The 19011-nt window shown below is 70.4% G+C and carries 18 protein-coding genes; 10 read left to right on the forward strand and 8 right to left on the reverse strand.

Translation table 11 applies throughout. The features are described 5' to 3' along the window. Nucleotides 1-42 precede the first annotated feature (42 nt). Together PVT71_RS16040 and PVT71_RS16045 are read right to left on the reverse strand one after the other, a co-directional pair. A complete protein-coding gene (locus tag PVT71_RS16040) occupies nt 43-1047 on the reverse strand; it encodes a tripartite tricarboxylate transporter substrate binding protein (protein ID WP_353475067.1) in 1005 nt (334 codons plus the stop codon). A gap of 121 nt (nt 1048-1168) precedes the next feature. Then, nucleotides 1169-2089 (reverse strand): LysR family transcriptional regulator, encoded by a 921-nt coding sequence (locus PVT71_RS16045; protein WP_353475068.1) that lies wholly within the window; start codon nt 2087-2089, stop codon nt 1169-1171. A 105-nt stretch (nt 2090-2194) separates the two neighbouring features. Here PVT71_RS16045 and PVT71_RS16050 point away from each other — a divergent pair, with 105 nt between their 5' ends. The 3 genes from PVT71_RS16050 to PVT71_RS16060 all read left to right on the forward strand — a co-directional run bounded on the left by PVT71_RS16050 (nt 2195) and on the right by PVT71_RS16060 (nt 6253). After that, entirely contained in the window at nt 2195-3880 is a 1686-nt protein-coding gene (locus PVT71_RS16050; protein ID WP_353475069.1) for an FAD-dependent oxidoreductase, read from the forward strand. Beyond that, nucleotides 3877-4701 carry a sugar phosphate isomerase/epimerase gene (locus PVT71_RS16055; RefSeq protein WP_353475070.1) on the forward strand — a complete coding sequence of 275 codons (825 nt, stop codon included), beginning with the start codon at nt 3877-3879 and terminating at the stop codon, nt 4699-4701. Before PVT71_RS16050 ends, PVT71_RS16055 begins: the two co-directional genes overlap by 4 nt. A 154-nt stretch (nt 4702-4855) precedes the next feature. After that, complete coding sequence (locus PVT71_RS16060) at nt 4856-6253, forward strand: MmgE/PrpD family protein (protein WP_353475071.1); 1398 nt, start codon at nt 4856-4858, stop codon at nt 6251-6253. Nucleotides 6254-6303: 50 nt separating this feature from the next. Here the strand turns inward: PVT71_RS16060 and PVT71_RS16065 are convergent, their stop codons facing one another. The 3 genes from PVT71_RS16065 to PVT71_RS16075 form a co-directional block, all read right to left on the reverse strand. Beyond that, nucleotides 6304-7371 carry an AbrB family transcriptional regulator gene (locus PVT71_RS16065; RefSeq protein ID WP_353475072.1) on the reverse strand — a complete coding sequence of 356 codons (1068 nt, stop codon included), beginning with the start codon at nt 7369-7371 and terminating at the stop codon, nt 6304-6306. Between the two features lie 22 nt (nt 7372-7393). Further along, nucleotides 7394-8272: a DUF1932 domain-containing protein gene (locus tag PVT71_RS16070; protein ID WP_353475073.1), complete on the reverse strand. Its 879-nt coding sequence runs from the start codon at nt 8270-8272 to the stop codon at nt 7394-7396. Nucleotides 8273-8335: 63 nt separating this feature from the next. Further along, the gene (locus tag PVT71_RS16075) at nt 8336-9040 is read right to left on the reverse strand and encodes a GntR family transcriptional regulator (RefSeq protein WP_353475074.1); all 705 of its coding nucleotides are present in this window, start codon (nt 9038-9040) and stop codon (nt 8336-8338) included. A 27-nt stretch (nt 9041-9067) separates the two neighbouring features. On the opposite strand from PVT71_RS16075, the gene PVT71_RS16080 reads away from it, so the two are divergent. Together PVT71_RS16080 and PVT71_RS16085 are read left to right on the forward strand one after the other, a co-directional pair. Next, nucleotides 9068-10159: an AbrB family transcriptional regulator gene (locus tag PVT71_RS16080; RefSeq protein ID WP_353475075.1), complete on the forward strand. Its 1092-nt coding sequence runs from the start codon at nt 9068-9070 to the stop codon at nt 10157-10159. Nucleotides 10160-10298: 139 nt separating this feature from the next. Further along, the gene (locus tag PVT71_RS16085; RefSeq protein ID WP_353475076.1) at nt 10299-10508 is read left to right on the forward strand and encodes a hypothetical protein; all 210 of its coding nucleotides are present in this window, start codon (nt 10299-10301) and stop codon (nt 10506-10508) included. A gap of 100 nt (nt 10509-10608) precedes the next feature. On the opposite strand, the gene PVT71_RS16090 is transcribed toward PVT71_RS16085, so the two are convergent. The 3 genes from PVT71_RS16090 to PVT71_RS16100 are packed head-to-tail and all read right to left on the reverse strand — an operon-like array spanning nt 10609 to nt 13924. Further along, nucleotides 10609-11913: a hypothetical protein gene (locus PVT71_RS16090; RefSeq protein WP_353475077.1), complete on the reverse strand. Its 1305-nt coding sequence runs from the start codon at nt 11911-11913 to the stop codon at nt 10609-10611. A gap of 24 nt (nt 11914-11937) precedes the next feature. Then, a complete protein-coding gene (locus PVT71_RS16095) occupies nt 11938-13134 on the reverse strand; it encodes a pyridoxal phosphate-dependent aminotransferase (protein ID WP_353475078.1) in 1197 nt (398 codons plus the stop codon). Between the two features lie 25 nt (nt 13135-13159). Then, entirely contained in the window at nt 13160-13924 is a 765-nt protein-coding gene (locus PVT71_RS16100) for an SDR family oxidoreductase (protein ID WP_353475079.1), read from the reverse strand. A 192-nt stretch (nt 13925-14116) separates the two neighbouring features. Here PVT71_RS16100 and PVT71_RS16105 point away from each other — a divergent pair, with 192 nt between their 5' ends. The 5 genes from PVT71_RS16105 to PVT71_RS16125 all read left to right on the forward strand — a co-directional run bounded on the left by PVT71_RS16105 (nt 14117) and on the right by PVT71_RS16125 (nt 18985). Then, nucleotides 14117-14803 carry a GntR family transcriptional regulator gene (locus PVT71_RS16105; protein WP_353475080.1) on the forward strand — a complete coding sequence of 229 codons (687 nt, stop codon included), beginning with the start codon at nt 14117-14119 and terminating at the stop codon, nt 14801-14803. 64 nt (nt 14804-14867) lie between these two features. Beyond that, the gene (locus PVT71_RS16110; RefSeq protein WP_353475081.1) at nt 14868-15854 is read left to right on the forward strand and encodes a tripartite tricarboxylate transporter substrate-binding protein; all 987 of its coding nucleotides are present in this window, start codon (nt 14868-14870) and stop codon (nt 15852-15854) included. A 60-nt stretch (nt 15855-15914) separates the two neighbouring features. Further along, nucleotides 15915-16367 (forward strand): tripartite tricarboxylate transporter TctB family protein, encoded by a 453-nt coding sequence (locus PVT71_RS16115; protein WP_353475082.1) that lies wholly within the window; start codon nt 15915-15917, stop codon nt 16365-16367. Nucleotides 16368-16409: 42 nt separating this feature from the next. Then, nucleotides 16410-17933 carry a tripartite tricarboxylate transporter permease gene (locus PVT71_RS16120; RefSeq protein WP_353475083.1) on the forward strand — a complete coding sequence of 508 codons (1524 nt, stop codon included), beginning with the start codon at nt 16410-16412 and terminating at the stop codon, nt 17931-17933. A 2-nt stretch (nt 17934-17935) separates the two neighbouring features. Next, nucleotides 17936-18985 (forward strand): Ldh family oxidoreductase, encoded by a 1050-nt coding sequence (locus PVT71_RS16125; protein WP_353475084.1) that lies wholly within the window; start codon nt 17936-17938, stop codon nt 18983-18985. The last annotated feature ends 26 nt before the right edge of the window (nt 18986-19011 follow it).

Here is a 19011-nt window from a genome sequence, read left to right on the forward strand (position 1 = left end):
GGCGCCAGCGTGATCCTTGGCCGGCTGGCGCCGGCGCCCTGATCAGTTGCCCGGACGGGCGATGCCGAACTCTTCCGGCGAGGTCTTGGTGAGGCCCGCGTCCTGCAGCAGCCAGCTCGTGCTCTGCTGCCACTTGGTCAGGAAGTCCTCGGCCTCGGCGCCCGAGATCGACAGCATGGTGAAGCCGCGGGTGTCCATCAGGGTCTTGAACTCTTCCTTCTGGGCGCCGGCGGCATATGCCTCGGTCAGCTTGGCGACGACGTCATCCGGCGTACCCTTCTTCACGAAGACGCCGAAGAACGGGCCCCAGGGCAGGTAGGTGGCATAGCCCTCGTTGAACGAGGTGACCGCCGGAACCTCGGGCAGCTTGGCGCTGGGTTCGGTGTCGAAGATCGCCAGCGCCTTGATGTTGCCGGCGCGGATGCCTTCGATCGCGGCGCCGAGCACCGCGGGCATCACGTCGATCGCGCCACCCTGCAGCGCGGTCAGCGCCGGGCCGTCGCCATCGTAGGGCACCGAGATCACGTCCATCTCGCCCTCGACCGTGTTGATCATCGCTGTGACCACGGAGGGCAGGCCGCCCGGGCCGGTGGCGCCGAGGCGCAGCTCGCCCGGGTGCTCCTTGATGTAGGCCATCATGCCGGCGTAGTCATCGAAGGGCGCATCGGGGTTCGCCACCAGGATCGCCGTGCCGCGCGCCAGGATGTTGATCGGCGTGAAGTCCGAGTAATCCTTGTCGCCAAGGCCCATGACCTTGTAGAGCAGCGGGTTTTCCGCGCCCATCAGCAGCGTGTAGCCGTCTGCGGCCTGACCGGCCACCTGGTTGAGCGCGATGGCCCCGACGCCGCCGGTCACGTTCTGCATGACGACGGTGCCGCCGAGCACTTCCTCGGCGTAGGGGGTGACCGAGCGCATCACGGTATCGGTCGAACCGCCGGCGCCCCACTGGATGATGCCCTGGATTTCCTTGGTCGGATAGTCCTGGGCCGATGCGGCGGATGCAGCAAGAACAAGCGCCGAAACGGCACCAAACACAAATCGCTTCATGGATTTCCTCCCGTGAAAAGCGCCGAACGCCATCCTCCGGGCGTTCGCTGCCCAGTGTGATGCGCCATCGAGGGGCATAACGTCAAATACCATTTGTGAGCCGTGAATAACATGATGTTAATCACCCTCTGCGCTCGGGCCATCTCTTGCCGGCATCGTTCAACTCGCGGCGGAACTGCTGGATGCTGAACTCCGCAAAATTCGACAGCACCCGGTCCTTCTTGGTGACCACATAGATGTCGATCGAGGTTTCCTCGAGCAGCGGCTTGCGCACGACCCCGGGCAGGTAGACCTCCGAGACCGAGAACTCGTCGATCAGCGCGACCCCGAGCCCGTGGCGCACGAGGCTCACGATGGTCTGCGCGAAGCGCCCGCGCATCGAATGGCGCAGCTCGATCCCCGCCTCGCGGAACGGCCGCGACACGGTCCGGCCATAGGGATCGTCGGGGTCGATGCCAACCAGCGGCTCCTTCGCGAGGTCATGGACCGAGACCACGTCCTGCTCGGCCAGCGGGTGACCCTCGGGCAGGATCGCCACCACCCGCCCGTTCGCCAGCTTCTCGCTCTGCATGCCAGGATTGTGGATCGCCGAGCTCATGATCACGAATTCGCCCCGCTCGAGCAGCAGGTAATCCGCCGTCTCCTCGATCTTGAGGATGTTGAGGTCGATGTAGAGATCGGGGTAGCGCGCGCGGATCGACTTGATCGCCCGGGCGGCGATGAACTGCGCCACCGAGGGCGCCGAGGCGAAGGCCAGCTGCACCTCCTCGCCCTTCTGCAGCGAGCTGATCGCGCTCTGCAGGTTCTCGACGCCCTTGTAGACCTCGCGGACCTGGTCGAAGATCTTGCCGGCCTCGACCGACGGCACGAAGAGCCCCGCCTTGCGCTCGAAGAGCCGCAGGCCGAGCGCCTCCTCGGTGTGCTTCACCAGCCGCGAGATCCCCGGCGCCGAGACGCCGAGCAGTTCCGCCGCGCCGCCGATCGTCCCGCGCAGCATCACCGCCCGGATGACCTCGACCTGGCGCAAGGTGATTTCCCGCATCCTCTCCTCCCGAATAACATGGTGTTATCATGATCGCACAAAAGGTCATTGACGTTAATCCCACTTCGCACGGTATCCAACACGGGAAAGACGGAGGATGCCGAGATGGACCGCAGCGTGGATCTGATCGTGGTGGGCTCGGGCGCGGGCGGGCTTTCCGCCGCGGTGACCGCCGCCGCTAAGGGGCTTTCGGTTACCGTGCTCGAAAAGGCCGAGGTGCTGGGCGGCACCACCGCCTGGTCCGGCGGCTGGATCTGGGCGCCGCGCAACCCGGTGGTCCGCCGCGCCGGGATCGTCGAGGAGGTGGACGCCCCCCGCCTCTACCTGCAGAACGTCCTCGGCAACCGGTTCGAGCCGGAACGGGTCGACGCCTTTCTCGCCGCCGCGCCCGAGATGGTGGGGTTCTTCGAGACCGAGACCGCGCTCGAATTCGAGGGCGGCACGGCCATTCCCGACACCTACGGTCACCTGCCCGGAGCGGGCACCGGCGGCCGGTCGGTGATCGCCAGGCCCTTCGACGGGCGCAGGCTCGGCAAGGCGATCCGCCTGTTGCGGCGCCCGGCGCGCGAAACCACCTTCCACGGCATGACCATCCAGGCAGGGGCCGATCTGCGCGCCTTCATGACGATGACGCGCTCGCTTCCCGCCTTCCTGCACGCCGCCCGCCGCACGCTGCGCCACTTCCGCGACCTCGCGCTGCACGGCAGGGGCATGGACCTGCGCAACGGCAACGCGCTGGTCGCGCGACTGCTGCGCTCGGCGCTGGATCTCGGGGTCGAGCTGCGCCCGGGCTGCACCGTGGCGGGGCTGCTGCGCGAGGACGGGCGCATCACCGGCGTGCGGCTCGCCGATGGCAGCCTGCTGCCCTGCCGCGTCGGGGTGGTGCTGGCCTCGGGCGGCTACGCGCATGACGCCGCGCTGCGCGCCGGGACCTTCCCGCGCGACGCCGAGCACGAGACGCTGGCCACCCCCGAGGCCACCGGCGACGGCATCGCCATGGCCCGCGCCATCGGTGCCGGGCTGCGGCTTGACCAGGCGCGCGCGGCGGCGCTCTGCCCGGTGTCCGTGGTGCCCTGGCCCGATGGCAGCACCGGGCGCTTCCCGCATATCATCGAGCGCGGCAAGCCCGGGGTGATCGGCGTGCTCGCCGACGGCAGGCGCTTCTGCAACGAGGGGCTGGGCTATCACGACTACGTCGACGCCTTGCTCCGCGCCCTGCCCGAGGATGCGCCCGCGCGCTCCTGGCTGGTCTGCGACCACCGCTTCCTGCGCCGTTTCGGCCTTGGCGTGGTGCGCCCGCAGCCGCTGCCCTGGCAGCCCTGGGTGCGGCGCGGCTATCTCAAGACCGGGCGCAGCCTGCCCGAGCTGGCGGCGGCCTGCGGTATCGACCCTGAGGGGCTCGGCGCCACGGTGGCCGAGTGGAACCGCGGCGCCGAGCGCGGCGAGGACCCGCGCTTCGGGCGCGGGACCACGCCCTACATGCGCCTGCAGGGCGACCCCGAGCAGCAGCCCAACCCCTGCGTCGCGCCCATCGTGAAGCCGCCCTTCTTCGCCGTCGAGGTGGTGCCCGGCAGCTTCGGCACCTTCTCCGGCCTTGCCACCAATGGCAGGGCGCAGGTGCTCGACACCGAGGGCGCGGCGATCCCCGGCCTCTGGGCCGCGGGCACCGACATGGCCAGCGTCTTCGGCGGTTTCTACCCCGCCGGCGGCATCAACCTCGGCCCGGCGATGACCTTCGGCTTCATCGCCGGGCGCGACGCGGCCAATGCCCGGAAAGGCACCGAAGAATGACCAGGAAACTGACGGTCGCGCATCTCACGGCGATCGACGCCGCGCCGCCCGTGCTCATTCGCGCGGCGGCGGAGGCCGGGTTCGACGGCGTCGGCCTGCGGCTCGTGCAGGTGACCCCCGACAGCCCGGGCTACCCGCTGTCGAGCCGCGCCGAACTGACCGAGACGCGCCATGCGCTGCAGGAGACCGGGCTCGAGGTCGCGGACATCGAGTTCCTGCGCCTGACGCCCGAGTTCCGGCTGGAGGCCGTGCTGCCCACGCTCGACACCGGCGCGGCCCTTGGCGCGCGGAACGTGATCACCGCCCCCTATGACAGCGATCTTCCGCGGCTTGCCGACACGCTGGCGGCGCTCTCCGAGGCGGCCGAGGCGCGGGGCCTGCGCGCCCTGCTCGAGTTCTTCCCATGGACCCCGGTGCCGGATCTTGCGACCTGCCGGAAGGTGGTCGAGGCCGCCGGGACCTTGACCGGGATCCTCGTCGACAGCCTGCATTTCGACCGTTCCGGCTCGCAGATATCCGACCTCGCCGCCCTGCCGCCCGAGCGCCTACCCTTCGCGCATCTCTGCGACGCGACGGTGCAGCCGCGCTACACGACCGAGGAGCTGCTCGACACCGCGCGGCGCAAGCGCCTGGCGCCCGGAGAGGGCGGGATCGACCTCAGGGCCTTCCTGCGGGCGCTGCCGCCGGAGATCCCGCTGGGCCTCGAGACTCCCGAGGACCCAATCGGCGACGAGACGCTGGTGGCGCGGCTCACGCGCATTCGCAGGGCCACTCTCGATCTGCTGGCGGAGGTTGCGGCCGAGGTTCCCAAGATAGGATGAAGGAAGGGCCGCAAGGCCCTGCCCTCGCATAAAACTTCTCAAGAGCGATGCCCTCTCGGGGAACCCTGCCGCCCCTCCCACACTCGCAAACTGTTGACAGTTGACAGTTAGACACCCTAGCAAGGGAGGAGAGACAGCCTGAGGAGAGCACGACATGAGTGGCCACCAGCCCACCCCGCCCGGAACACCGGACGTCACCAGACAGCTTGCCGACTGGACCGTGCGCACCAGCGGCGCTTACATCCCCGCAGAGGTCCGGCAGGAGGGGCTGCGCACCTTCGTGAACTGGTTCGGCTGCGCCGTCGGCGGCGCCTCGCACGAGACCATGGACGCCGCGCTGACCGCGCTCCTGCCCTTCAGCGGCCCCGCCACCTCGACCATCATCGGCCGCGCCGAGCGGATGGACGCGCTGCACGCCGCGCTGATGAACGGCATCTCGTCGCATGTGCTCGACTATGACGACACGCATCTGAAGACGATCATCCACCCGGCCGGCCCCGTCGCCTCGGCGATCCTCGCGCTGGCCGAGACCCGGCGCGTCTCGGGCGCGGATCTGCTGACCGCGCTCATCCTCGGCATTGAGGTGGAATGCCGGATCGGCAACGCGGTCTATCCCGATCATTACGACCGCGGCTGGCACATCACCGGCACCACCGGCGTCTTCGGCGCGGCGGCGGCGGCGGGCAAGCTGCTGGGCCTCGACACGCGGCAGATGCAATGGGCTTTCGGCATCGCCGGCACGCAGGCCTCGGGCTTCCGCGAGCAGTTCGGCACGATGACCAAGAGCTTCCACCCCGGCAGCGCGGCGCGCAACGGGCTGGCGGCGGCGCTGATGGCGCAGGCGGGCTTCGACAGCTCCGAGCGCGTGCTCGAGGCGCCGCGCGGCTTTGCCTGCGTGATGTCCGACAAGCAGGACTGGAGCGAGATCCTGGAGGGGCTCGGCAGCCGCTGGGAATCCGCGCTCAACTCCTACAAGCCCTTCGCCTGCGGCATCGTCATCCATCCGGCCATCGACGGCTGCATCCAGCTGCGCGGCGAGCTCGGCGCGCGCGTGGCCGAGGTGGAGAGCCTGCACCTCACAACGCATCCGCTGGTACTGGAACTGACCGGCAAGCGCGACCCGAAGACCGGGCTCGAGGGCAAGTTCAGCGTCTTCCACTCCGCCGCCTGCGCGCTGCTGCGCGGCGACGGGGCCCCCACGGCCTTCACCGACGAGGTGGTGCGCCTGCCCGAGATCATCGCGCTGCGCGACAGGATCACCGCCACGCCCGACCCCGAGTGCCACGGCGCCTCGGTCGCCATCGACGTCCACTTCCGGGACGGCAGCACACTGCGCAAGGTGGTCGACCGGGCGATCGGCAGCCGCGAGGTGCCGCTCACCGATGCCCAGCTGACCGAGAAGTTCCGCGTGCAGTCGGCGCTGGTCGTCGGCGAGGAGCGGACGGCGCAGCTGCTCGACATGGCCTGGCGGACGGGCGAGCTTGCCGATGTCGCCGAGCTTGCCCGCCTCTCGGCTCCCGAAGCGGCGACTCCCGGGCGAATCGCCAGCTGAGCCATCGGCGGGGCGGCCACGTCGGGCCGTCCCGCCTCAATTCCCCTGCCTCAGTCCCCGCCGCCGCTCGACGCCGGCTGCGCGCGCCGTGCGAGGAACCGGCTCCAGACCCCTCCCGCCACCGCGTTGACCATCACCGCCCGCAATGCCTGGAAAGCGGCGACCAGCGCCACGTCCTGATGCAGCGCCTTGGCAGTCAGCACCATTTCGGCCATGCCGCCGATCGAGAAGGCGAGCACCAGCGTCGGGATGTCGGCCGCGAGCCATGTGGCCGCTGCCGCCGCCGCCAGCCCCATGAAGAGCATGATCGCCAGCAGCGCCGGCACGCCGGTGGCGATGGCGCGCGGGATCGAGGCGAGGCTCTTGCGCTCGAACCGCTCGCCGAGCGCGATGCCCACGATCACCTGCGCGGCGGCAAGAAAGACCGGCGGCATCCGCCCGCCGAGCAGCCCGGAGGCGGCCACCGCCCCCACCGCCAGCACCGCGCCCAGCAGCCAGGCCGCGGGCAGCTTCCAGCGCGCCCCGAGCCAGCCGCCAAGCGCGCCGATCGCCAGCGTCGCGGCCAACTCAGGCAGCGGCACCTGCGCCGCCTGCCCGCCGTCGGCGACCGGGTAGGACGGGAAGAGCGCGAAGAGCACGAGCGGCAGCAGGCCCACCACCAGCGCCACGCGGATCGCGTGGAGTGCCGCGATGGTGGTGCGGTCGCCGCCATGGCTCTCGCCGATGCGGGCCATCTCGATCACCCCGCCCGGCAGCAGCGAGAAATAGGCCGTGGCGGTGCTCATCCCGCCGGCGGTCGCGAGCAGCGGCGCGACCAGCGCCGCCGCGACGATCCCCAGCGCCCCGCCCACCACCATCAGCGGCAGCCAGCCGGCGACATGCTCGGCGATCTCGGGCGTGAAGGTCAGCCCGACGCTCGCCCCGACGATCACCAGCCCGGCGCGGTGCGGCAGCTTCGGCATGCGGATCGACACGCCGGACATGGCGAAGATGCCGGTGACCAGCGCCGAGCCCATCAGCCAGCCCAGCGGCAGCTTGAACGAGGACCAGAGCCAGCCGCCCGCGATCGCCGCGGGCAGCAGGATGAGCAGGGTCCGCAGCTGGCGCCGGTCCACCATCGGGCCCTCCCGCCGCAGCCGCTCAGGCGCCCCGGAACCGGGCGCCGCGCAGGCGGGCGACCTCGGCGATGGCCTCGGGCAGCGGCGCCTCGAGGTCGAGATCGGCGGCGGCGAGCGCCCCCATCCGCTCCTGCACCTCGGCGATCTCGCGCGCGAGCCCGCCGGTCAGGCCGAGCGCGTCGAAGGTCGCGCCGACCTCGCGCATCTCGGCGGCACGGCGCGCGCCGTGGCGCAGGGCGCGCTCGAAGCGGTAGGGCACGTCGGCGGCCCAGTCGAGCTGCGGGTAGCTGCGCTCGAGCGAGGGCATCACCCGGTCGTAGACCCCCGAAGCCGCGGCGGCGAGCGCGCATTCCACGGTGATCGCCTCGAGCCCCTTCACGAAGAGCGAGCGGACCATCTTGATCGCCGTCGCGTCGCCCGGGTTGGGCCCGGTCACGTCGAAGGAGAAGCCGAGCGCGCCGAGTTCGGGCCGCAGCGCCTCGGCGCAGGAGCCCGCCACCAGCACCGGCGTCGCGTGGCCGCGCGGGTGCACCGGGGCCATGACCGCCATGTCGAGGTAGCGCGCCCCATGCCCCTCGATCAGCGCCGCGGTCTCCTGCTTGCGCCCGGGCGAGACCGAGTTGATGTCGATGTAGACCTGCCCCTGCGCCAGCCCACCAAGCACCGACTGCGCGGCGACGAGGCTCTGGTCCGCGGTCACCGCCGCGATGATCCAGTCCGCATCGAGAAGCGCCGCCTCGGGCGACGCGGCGGGGGTGACGCCGCGCGACGCCATCGCCTCGGCCATCCCGGCCTCCTGCTTCACGTCGAAGGCGGCGAAGGACAGGTCCTGCCCCGCCGCCAGAAGCGTGTCCGTGAAGGCCCGTGCGGCCTCTCCGAAGCCGATGAACGCGATGCGCATGACTGTCTCCTCCCTGATCACCGCGGCCGGGCTCCTCCCCCGGCCGGTCCGTGCCCGCCGCCGCTAGGGCTCGGGCAACTCTTCGCTTTCCATGAGCCGACCGTGCTTGCGCAGCTGCCGCAGCCGGGTGCGCTGCGCCGCCTCCATGTGGGCGCGCATCGCCGCCTCGGCCCCGGCGCCGTCGCGCGCGCGGAGCGCCTCGACGACGCGGGCATGTTCCTCGATCGCCTCGGTCGCCCGGCTCATCTCGCGCAGGGTCGAGGGGCCGAGGATCTGCAAGGTCAACTCGATCGAGCGCACCGATTTCACCAGGTAGCGGTTGCGGGCGGCGGCGATGAGCGTGGTGTGGAACTGCCGGTTGAGCGCGTAGAGCGCCGCGCCGTCGCCCGCGTTGGCGGCCATCTCGTCGTTGATCGCGGCAAGCTCCTCGATCTCGACATCCGAGGCCGCCCGCGCCGCGAGCCGCGCCGCCGTGCCCTCGATCACCCAGCGCATCTCGTAGAGCTCCATCAGCTCGGGATAGCTGAGTTGGCGGACGACGACGCCGACGCGCGGCTTGTGGGTCACGAGGCCCTCGGCCTCGAGGCGCCGCAGCGCCTCGCGCACCGGGGTGCGGCTCATCTGCAGGCGCTCGGCGAGCTCGGTCTCGGTGATCCGGGAGCCCGGCTCGATGCGGCCGGTGCTGATTTCCTCGAGCAACCGCTGATAGGCGCCCTCGGTGTGCGGGGTGCCTGCGGAAACCGGGTTGAGATGGGTTGCGCTCCTCATGCATCCAATCGTATACAGGTGGATACAATGCGTCAAGACAAGCCCGATATCCTCGCGGTGGCCCCACCGCCGAAACCGCCGGTCCTGCGCCGCCGCGCGCTGACGGTCGTGCTGTCGATCGCCGGCACGCTGGCCTTCCTGCTGCTCTCGCTGCCGCTGCCCTTCCTGTTCGGCCCGATGACCGCCTGCCTGATCGCGGCGCTCTTCGGCGCGCCGCTGCAGGGGCTCGGGGTGATCTCGAAAGGGGCGCGCACCATCCTCGGCATCGCCGTCGGCGCCTCGATCACGCCGGAGGTGCTGGAGCGCCTGCCGCAGATGGCGGCCTCGGTGGCCTTCATCCCGCCCTACATCGTCGCCATCGCGCTGATCGGCGTTCCCTACTTCCACAAGATCTGCAAATACGACCTGCCCACCGCCTATTTCGCCGCCATGCCCGGCGGGCTCCAGGACATGCTGGCCTTTGGCCAGGATGCCGGGGCGAACGTGCGGGCGCTGTCGCTGGCCCATGCGACGCGGGTGCTGATCATCGTGACCGTCGCGCCGCTGCTGATCGTCAAGGGCTTCGAGCTGCCGCTCGATCACCCGATGGGGGCGACCGCCTCCGAGGTGCCGCTGACCGAGCTCGCGCTGATGGCCGCCGCCGGGCTGATCGGCTGGAAGGGCGGCGAGCGCATCGGTCTTTTCGGCGCGACCATCATCGGGCCGCTGATCCTGACCGCTGCGCTGTCGCTGGGCGGGTTCATCCATGCCCGTCCCCCGGCCGAGGCGATCAAGGCCGCGCAGTTCTTCATCGGCATGGGCATCGGCGTCGGCTATGTCGGCGTGACCCTGCACGAGCTGCGCCGCGACGTGCTGGCCGGAACGGTCTACGTCGGCATCCTTGCCGCGCTGGCGCTGATGGTGACCGAGATCGTGGTGCAGCTGGGTTTTGCCCAGCCGCTCGAGGGCTTCCTGTCCTTCGCGCCCGGCGGGCAGGCCGAGATGACCGTGCTCGGGATCATCGCCGGGGCGGATCTCGGCTTCATCGTGGTGCACCACCTGCTGCGGGTGCTGCTGGTCGTCGCGGGCGCCCCGCTCGCGGCGCGGTTCCTCGGGCTGCGGCTGCGCGGCGGCAAGTAGCCGCCGCGGGCCGGAACCCACAGCGGCCGCGCACCCGCCCGCCAGACGCATAGCGGGCATTCCGGAGTGCCGCTCCTCATCCGCGCCCGCAGGTCCTAGATGGGGATCAACCGAAGCGGACTTCTCCGAGGACACGATCATGATCTCTGCAGACAGCACCCAGACCTTCGCCCCCCGCGGCCAGCACGGCGCCGGCCATGGCTTCTTCTCGCGCCTGACCCGGATGGTTGCCGGCGCCTTCGCGGCCCGCGACGCCTTCGAGCAGCTCTCGCGCGAGAGCGACGCCTCGCTGCGCGCCCGCAACACCACCCGCGAAGGGGAATGCGCGCGCATCGCCCGCATGCTCTGACCCGGCGCCCGGCCCGGGCAGCTGACGAACGGAAGGCCGCTCACCACAGCCCGTGGTGGGCGGCCTTCCTGCATATGACCACCACCCGCCCCGCGGGACATCAGCCCGCGCTCCGCCCCTCGAGCCGGTCGATCAGCGGGCCGATGTCGAGCAGGTACATCTGCCGCGGCCCCTCGTGCACGCTGTCGATGCAGACCGCGCGGTTGTCGCGGCTCCAGCGCGGGTGCAGGTCGCAGCGGTTGTGCTTGCCGAGATCCGGCGGCGTGTGGAACGTGCCGAGATCGTAGCGCAGGTCCTTCTCGGTGTCGTAGAGGAACAGCACCCGCTCGTTGGTCACCGCGTCGGGATAGGTGTCCGAGAGCATCCAGCGCGGATCGCGCCCGTAGGTCATGTGGCCGTTCTCGTCGAGCAGCCCCGGCCCCACCGGCGTCACCTCTCCGGTGCGGTCGTTGTAGAGCTGGTAATGGATCTCGCCGCCGTGCGGGCCCCAGACGATCACCTCGTCGTCGCTCTTCCACAGCGGGTGCGAGATCTGCCACTCGGACTTCTCGTAGTCGAAGGTGCCATGCGCCGAGGGGTCGAAATCCTCGGCGAGCTGCGGCAGCGGGTGGTCGGCATCCTCGAGCAGGCGCAGGTCGCTGCCGTCGCCGTTGATCGTGTAGAGCCGGTGCAGGTAGCAGAACTCGTCGTCGGGCCGCTCGGTCCAGCGGTGCAGGAAGAGGAAGCGCGTGCCCGAGGGGTTCACCTCCATATGGGTGATCCAGTGGAAGGCCTTGTCCATCGAGGGCACGTGGCGATGCTCGAAGAGCCGCCGCAGCGAGCAGATGAGCCGGGTCTCGCCGGTCTCGATGTCCATCCGCCAGATGCCGTCATCCTCGGGCGCGCGGTCGAGCTCGGGCTCCTGCGCCGTGGCGGGATAGCCGATGGTCCGGTGCGTGCGGATGAAGCGCGAGTAGTTCAGCGTCAGGGCAAAGCGCCCGTCCGGGGCCATGACGTAAATCGGCAGCGGCAGCTCGCGCGCCGCGCCGGTGGCGGTATCGACCACGCGAGAGCGGAAATCGGGATAGATCGCGCCGGGCCCGCCGGGGCGCTCCGCGCGGACGTTGTAGATCACCCGATCACTTGTGCCGACCCATTGCGCCTGGCAGCCCATCTGCCAGTTCCAGGCGGTCGTGGTGCCGAGCCCGCGCCAGCGGTCACCGTCCGCAAGGTCGAAATAGCCGACCTCCGCCACCTCGGTGCCGGTGAGATCCCCGGTGAAGAGCGGCGTGCGGTTGCCCAGCAGGCGGCGGTCTGCGGCGTCGAAGTTCGACTTGTTGTAATAGCCGAAGAAGCCGTGCAGCGCGCCGTCGCCGACGCGGCGGATCGGCACTTCGGCCGAGACGTCGATGATGCTGTCTCTCATGTCACACTCCCTGCCCGGGGCCGCTCAGGCCAGGGCCGCAAAAAATCGGTCCATCCGGTCCATCGCCTCGGCGAGGACCTCGTCGCCGGTGGCGAAGGACATGCGGAAGAAGCCGGGCTGCAGGAAGGACGAGCCCGGAATGGTGGCGATCTCGGCCTGTTCGAGCAGCGCCTCGCAGAAGCTCACGTCATCGGTGATCCGCATGCCGCCGACGGACTTGCCGTAGGTCCCGCGGATGTCGGCGAAGACGTAGAAGGCGCCGTCCGGCGGGATGTGGCGCAGCCCGGGCATGGCCGAGAGCCGCGCGGTGATGAAGTCCTTGCGCCGCTGGTAGACCGCGCCCATGGCGTCGATCTCGGCCTGCCCGTCGCGCAGCCCGCCGAGCGCCGCCGCCTGGGCGATGGAGTTCGGCCCCGAGGTGTTGTGGCCCTGCAGCATGGTCATCCGCTTGATGAGATCCGCCGGCCCCAGCGCGAAGCCGATCCGCCAGCCGGTCATCGCCAGCGCCTTGCTCGCGCCGTTGATGTGCAGGACGCGGTCGCGCGCCTCGGGCACCAGTTCCAGCGGGTTGCGGTAGCGTCGCCCGTCGAAGATGATCCGCTCGTAGATCTCGTCGTTGATGATCGTGAGGTCATGCTCGATGGCAAGCTCGCAGAGCCCCTTCACCAGCGCGTCGGAATAGATCCGCCCGGAGGGATTCGAGGGCGCGTTGAGCATGACCATCCGGGTGCGCGGGGTGATCGCCGCGCGCATGTCCTCGAGCGTGAAGTCGAGCGTCCCCGGGTCGGTCTCGACGATCACCGGCACGGCGTCGAAGACCCGGACCTGCTCGACGTAGCTGACGAAGGCCGGGGCGATGATGATCGCCTCGTCACCCGGATCAAGGAGTGCCGCGCAGGCCTGGAAGAGCAGCGGCTTGCCGCCCGAGCCGATCATCACCTCGCGCTGCGCCGAGTAGTCGAGCCCGAAGCGGGCGCTGTAATAGGCCGCGACCTCCTCGCGCAGCTCGACGCTGCCCGCGGCCGGGGTGTAGAAGGTCATCCCCGCCTCGAGCGCCTGCCGCGCCGCCGCCATGACCGACGGTGGCGAGACGAAATCGGGCTCCCCGGTCGAGAGCGAGATCACGTCCCGTCCCGCCCGCCGCAGCGCCGCCGCGCGCTCCGAGACCACCCGCGTCGCCGCCGGGGTCATCCGCGTCACCCTTTGTGCCAGCCTTACCATCCGTGCCTCCTCCCTGCCCGTCCGCCTAGGTCGCCTGTCCGCCGTTCGCGCCGATCATCTGCCCGGTCACGAAGCGGGCCTCGGGCGAGCAGAGGAAGGTCACGACAGAGGCGATGTCGTCGGTCGCCCCCATGAAGCCGACCGGGATCGCGGCGCGGATCTTCGGATCGCTGCCGTCCCGCCCCTCGGTCAGGGTCTGCCCCGGCGAGACAGCGTTGACCGTGATGCCCTGCGGGCCGAACTCGGTGGCGAGCGCCCGCGTCAGCCCGAGGATGCCGTGCTTGGAGGCCGAGATCGGCGCGCCCTCGAAATAGCCCTTGATCGCCTTCATCCCGGTCATGCTGACGATGCGGCCGAACCCGGCCTCGACCATGCCCGGCAGGAAGGCCTGCGCGGTGCGGAAGGCGGCGGTGAGCCCGGTGTCGATGACCGCCGCCCAGTCCTCCTCGCTGGTCTCGAGGAAGGGCCTGTGCGGCCGGATCGCGGCATTGTTCACCACGATCTCGACCCGGCCGAAGACGGCGAGCGCCGCGTCGCGAATCGCCGCGATGTCCGCCGCGCTCGACATGTCGCCCATGGCGACCAGCGCCGAGGCGCCCTCCGCCTCGACCAGCCGCGCGGTCTCTTCGCAGGCGGCGCGGTCGCGTGCGCCGTTGACCACGACGTTGCATCCCTGCCGGGCGAGTTGCACCGCGACGGCGCGGCCGATGTTGCGCCCCGAGCCCGAGACGAAGGCCGTCCGCCCCTCGTGGCCCGAGCCGAGTCGCGCGGCGCTGGCTGTGTCGTTCATCGTCCTGCCCTCCCTTTTCCGATGTGGATGGCGCCGGAACCCCGGTGGGATACGTCCCGCGGCGCCCTGCCCGGCCGGCGCATTCCGCGCGGCTCCGGGCTCTCCCTGCCTTCATGAGTGGCGATGGTGGATCATCTTGTCAACTCTCCGCCAACTGTTGACAGTTTGTTTTTTATCTCGCAGGGTGACGCCATGGAACACACCGCACCGACTCCCGGACAGACCGCCACGCGCCGCCGCGACGGCTCGCTCACCCAGACCGTGCGTGCCCGGATCGAGACGATGATCCTGCGCGGCGAGCTCTCGGCGGGCGTCCGGCTGAACGAGCAGCAGCTTTCGGACATCCTCGGCGTCAGCCGCGGCCCGGTGCGCGAGGCGCTGCGGCTGCTCGCCAGCGACGGGTTGGTTGCGGTCAGCACCAACCAGGGCGCCTTCGTGAAGCAGCACACGATCGAGGACGCGCTCGAACTCTACGATCTGCGCGCGCTCATCGCGGGCTACGCCTGCGGCAAGCTTGCGCGGCGCTCGACCCGGCAGCAGCGCGAGGAACTGGCGGCGCTGGTCGCCGAGATGGAGGCCTGCCTCAACGCCGGCGACGAGGAAGGCTATTTCGCCCGGAACCTGACCTTCCACGACCTGATCGGCGAGATGTCGGGCGCCAAGAAGTCGGCCGAGCTCTACGCCTCGCTCGACAAGGAGGTGCGGCTGCTGCGGCGCCGCGTCCTGCAGGGGCGCGAGTCGATGGCGAAGTCGCACGAGGAACATCTGCGCATTCTCGATGCCATCCAGGCACGGGATCCGGAAGCCGCGCGGCGTGCAGCGGAGGAGCATCACGCCAGCGGGAAACAGAGGTGGCTCGACACGCTCAAGGGGAAATGAGCCCCAGCCGCCTGGCCGGGATGGGGTGACAAACGGCCGGAACCGGCCATCATGGGAGGAAGACATGACGATTTCACTGGAAACGCTCGGCAGGGCGACGCGCGCGACGGCGCTCGCGCTGGTCACCTGCACTCTGGCCGTGGGCGCCGCATCCGCCCAGTCCTACCCGGACCCGGGAGAGACGCTGGACTGGACCATCGCCTTCGGACCGGGGGGCGGCAATGACATCATGGCGCGCACCATGGTGGACATCATCCAGAAATACGACCTCTACCCGGGCAACATCCGGCTCGAGAACCGCGCCGGCGGCTCGGGCGCCGTGGGCTGGGGGCACCTCTATGCGCAGGCTGGCAGCGGCTACGGCATCTCGACCACCTCCGGCAGCCTGATCACCACGCCGCTGCAGGCCGACACGCCCTGGAAGCCCGAGGACTTCACCCCGATCGCGCTGATGGCGACCGACGACCTTGCCATCATGGTGCGCGGCGACAGCCCGTGGCAGACCATCGAGGACTATATCGAGGCCGGCAAGACCACCCCGCCGACCATCGCCGGCACCGGCACGGTCAACGTCGACTTCATCGTGCCCAAGCTCTTCTCCGACAAGGCGGGCTTCGGCATCGAATACGTCTCGTTCAACTCCATGGCCGACATGCAGACCGCGCTCCTGTCGGGGGCCGTCGACAGCATCGTCGCCAACCCCGGCGAGATCGTCGGCCTCGTGGACTCGGGCGACATGCGCGCGCTGGTCTACTCCGGCGCCAAGACCCCGCCCGAGCTGGGCGACGTGCCGACCATGGCCGAGAAGGGCTATGACATCGGCGTGTCGATGCCGCGCGGCGTGATCCTCGCGCCGGACGCGCCCGCCGAGGCGCAGGCCTTCTGGATCGACACGATGAAGAAGATCGCCGCGACCCCGGAATGGGCGGAGTACATCAGCACCAACCTGCTGACCGAGAACATCATCTACGGCGAGGACTTCAAGCAGTTCCTCGAACGCACCCAGGCCGGTTTCGCCGAAGTGCTGCGCGCGCAGGGCGTCATCCAGTAACCTGCAGAGCGGCCGGGTCATCGCCAACACACGCGACCCGGCCGACGCACGGAGGACCTCATGCGGCTCTACTTCCTTCTTCTTCTCTTCGCGGGTTCCGTCTTCTACGGCTGGATCGCCTTTGTCGACCTGCCCTTCCTGACCAGCTCGGGCCGGCTCGGGCCGGGGTTCTTCCCGCGCATCCTCGGCACCGGGCTGCTCGCGCTGACGCTCTGGTCGCTGGCCGAGGAGATCGTCGCGCGGCGGCGTCTCGCCGGATCGGCCGAGATCGGCATGAACCGTGCCGTGGCGGCGATGATGGGGCTCGGCCTTGCCTACCTCGCGGCGCTGTCGCTGCTCGGCGGGGTGCCGGCCACCGTGCTCTTCCTCTTTGCCGCGCTCTGCGTGTTCAACCCGGGCGAGTGGCTGCGCAACATCCTCGTCGCGATCGGCGTTCCCGCCGCGGTCTACGCGCTCTTCGTGCTGCTGCTCAACGCCGACATGCCGCGCGGCCTGCTGCCGCTGCCCTTCTGAGCCGCGCCGGCGGCCCAACGTCCCCCACCGGAGACTGGATACATGGACTTCTTCTCGGACCTGGTGCTCGGATTTTCCGTCGCCATCTCGCCGATCAACATCTTCTACCTGCTCGTCGGGGCGATGGTCGGCATGGTCGTCGGCGTGATCCCGGGCTTCGGCCCCTCGGCAGGCCTCGCGATCCTGTTGCCGATCACCTTCGGAATGGACCCCGTGGGGGCGATCATGATGCTGGCGGCGATCTACTACGGCGCCATGTACGGCGGCACGATCACCTCGATCCTGCTCAACACGCCGGGGGAAAGCGCCACCGTCGCCTCGACCTTCGACGGCCACCCGCTGGCCAAGCAGGGCCGCGCGGGCCCGGCGCTGGTGATGCAGGCGGTGGCCTCCTTCGTCGGCGGCACCGTCGGCGTGCTGCTGCTGACCGCGCTGGCGCCGACCTTCTCGCAGGTGGCGCGCAACTTCGGCCCGCCCGAGTATTTCCTGCTGGCGATCCTCGGGATGCTCACGCTGCTGGTGATGATCGGCACGAACTGGAAATACGGGGTGATCTCGGCGCTGATCGGCTTCGCGCTCGGCACCGTCGGGGTCGACCTCGAGACCGGGCTCAGCCGCTACACCTTCGGCTCGGCCGAGCTGATCGGCGGCATCCACTTCATCCCCGTGGCGATCGGGCTCTTCGGCCTTGGCGAGCTCTACCATTCCTTCTGGCAGGGCCAGCACCTGCGCAACGCCGAGGGGGTGATCGAGTACAGCAAGGAAACCCGCTTCTGGCCGACCGCGCAGGACTGGATGAGCACCCGCTTCACCATGGTGCGCGGCTCGCTGCTGGGCTTCGTCGTCGGCGTGATCCCCGGCGCGGGCGCCACCATCGCCTCGCTCATGGCCTATTCCTTCGAGCGCAGCTCCTCGCCGCATCCCGAGCGCTTCGGCAAGGGCGAGATGGCCGGGCTCGTCGCCCCCGAGACGGCGAACAACGCCGCCTCCTCGGGCGCGATGATCCCGCTGCTGACGCTGGGCATCCCCGGCTCGGCCTCGACCGCCGTGCTGCTCGCCGCCTTCCTGCTCTGGGGGCTGCGTCCGGGGCCGCTCTTCATGTCGCAGAACCCCGAGCTCGCCTGGGGGCTCATTGCCTCGATGTACCTCGGCAACATGGCGCTGCTGGCGATCAACATCTTCGCCATCCCGCTCTTCGTGCGGCTGCTGCGGGTGCCCTACCGCATCCTCGCGCCGGTGGTGGTGGTGATCTGCACGCTCGGCACCTTCTCGGTCGCCAGCTCCTACATGGAGATGTACATCATGTTCGCCGCCGGCATCGTCGGCTTCTTCATGCGCCGCTACGACTTCTCGCCCGCGGCGCTGGTGCTGGCGCTGGTGCTGGGGCCGCTCGCGGAAGAGGCGCTGCGCCAGACCCTGACCATCTCGCGCGGGTCCTTCGCGATCTTCCTGCACCGGCCGGGCTCGCTCTGGATCATCGCGGTCACGGTGCTGCTGGTGGTCGTCCTGCCGCTCTTCCAGAAGATCGGCCGCGCCCAGGCCCGCGCCGAGAAGGCGGGCGGCTGAGCATGGACGGGGTGCCCTGCCGCGTCGCCGAGGAGGAGGCCCGCGCGCTCGCGCGCGACGCCTTCCTCCGCGCCGGCCTGCCGCCGCGCGCGGCCGAGGCCACCGCCGGGCAGCTCGTGCTGGCCGAGATGATGGGCATCACCACCCACGGGCTGAACCGGGTGAAGACCTACATCGACCGGCTCGCGCGTGGGGTCGCCGATCCCGCGGCACTGCCCGTGGTCGAGCGCCCGGCCCCGGCGCTGCTGCGGGTGGACGGGCGGAACGCACTTGGCACCGTGGTCATGGTCGAGGCGCTGAGCGCCGCGATGGAGGCCGCGCGCGCGACCGGGATCGCCGCCGCCTTCTGCCGCCACTCCACCCATTTCGGCGCCGCCGCACCCTATTGCCACCTTGCCTGCGAGGCCGGGTTCGCCGCCATCGTGCTCAGCAACGCGACCCCGGTGATCCCGCCCGCCGGGGGCCGCGAGGCGCGGCTCGGCAACAACCCGATCGCCGTCGCCCTGCCCGATCCCGGCGGCGCGCATGTGATCTTCGACGCCGCGCTCTCTGTCAGCTCGCGCTCTGCCATCCGCCGTGCCCGCGACGAGGGCCGCCCGATCCCGCCGCACTGGGCCACGGACCGCCACGGCGCGCCCACCACCGACGCACAGGCGGCGCTCTCGGGCCTGCTGCTGCCGATCGGCGGGACCAAGGGCGCGGGGCTGGCGCTGTCGGTCGACCTGCTGGCCGGGGTGCTCTCGGGCGCGGGATTTCTCGACCGCATCCCCGATCTCGAGGCAACACCCGGCGCGCGGCAGGACCTCGGCCACGTGCTCATCCTGATCGACGCCGACCGCCTGCTTCCCGCCGCCGAGCGCGGCCCGCGGCTGGACGCCTTCCGCCGCAGTCTCTGCACGAGCGCGCCGCTCGATCCCGCCGCGCCCGTGCGCCTTCCCTCCGACCGCGCCCGCGCGCAGATGGCGCGCGCGAAGAGGGACGGGTTGCCCCTCCCCGCCGCGCTGCTGGCCGAGCTGCGACAGCTCGCGGCCGCCCCCCGCGAGGGAGATTGACCTTTGCCCCGCCTTGCCGCAGAGAA

This window comes from Salipiger sp. H15, from assembly GCF_040409955.1.
Taxonomy (GTDB): domain Bacteria; phylum Pseudomonadota; class Alphaproteobacteria; order Rhodobacterales; family Rhodobacteraceae; genus Salipiger.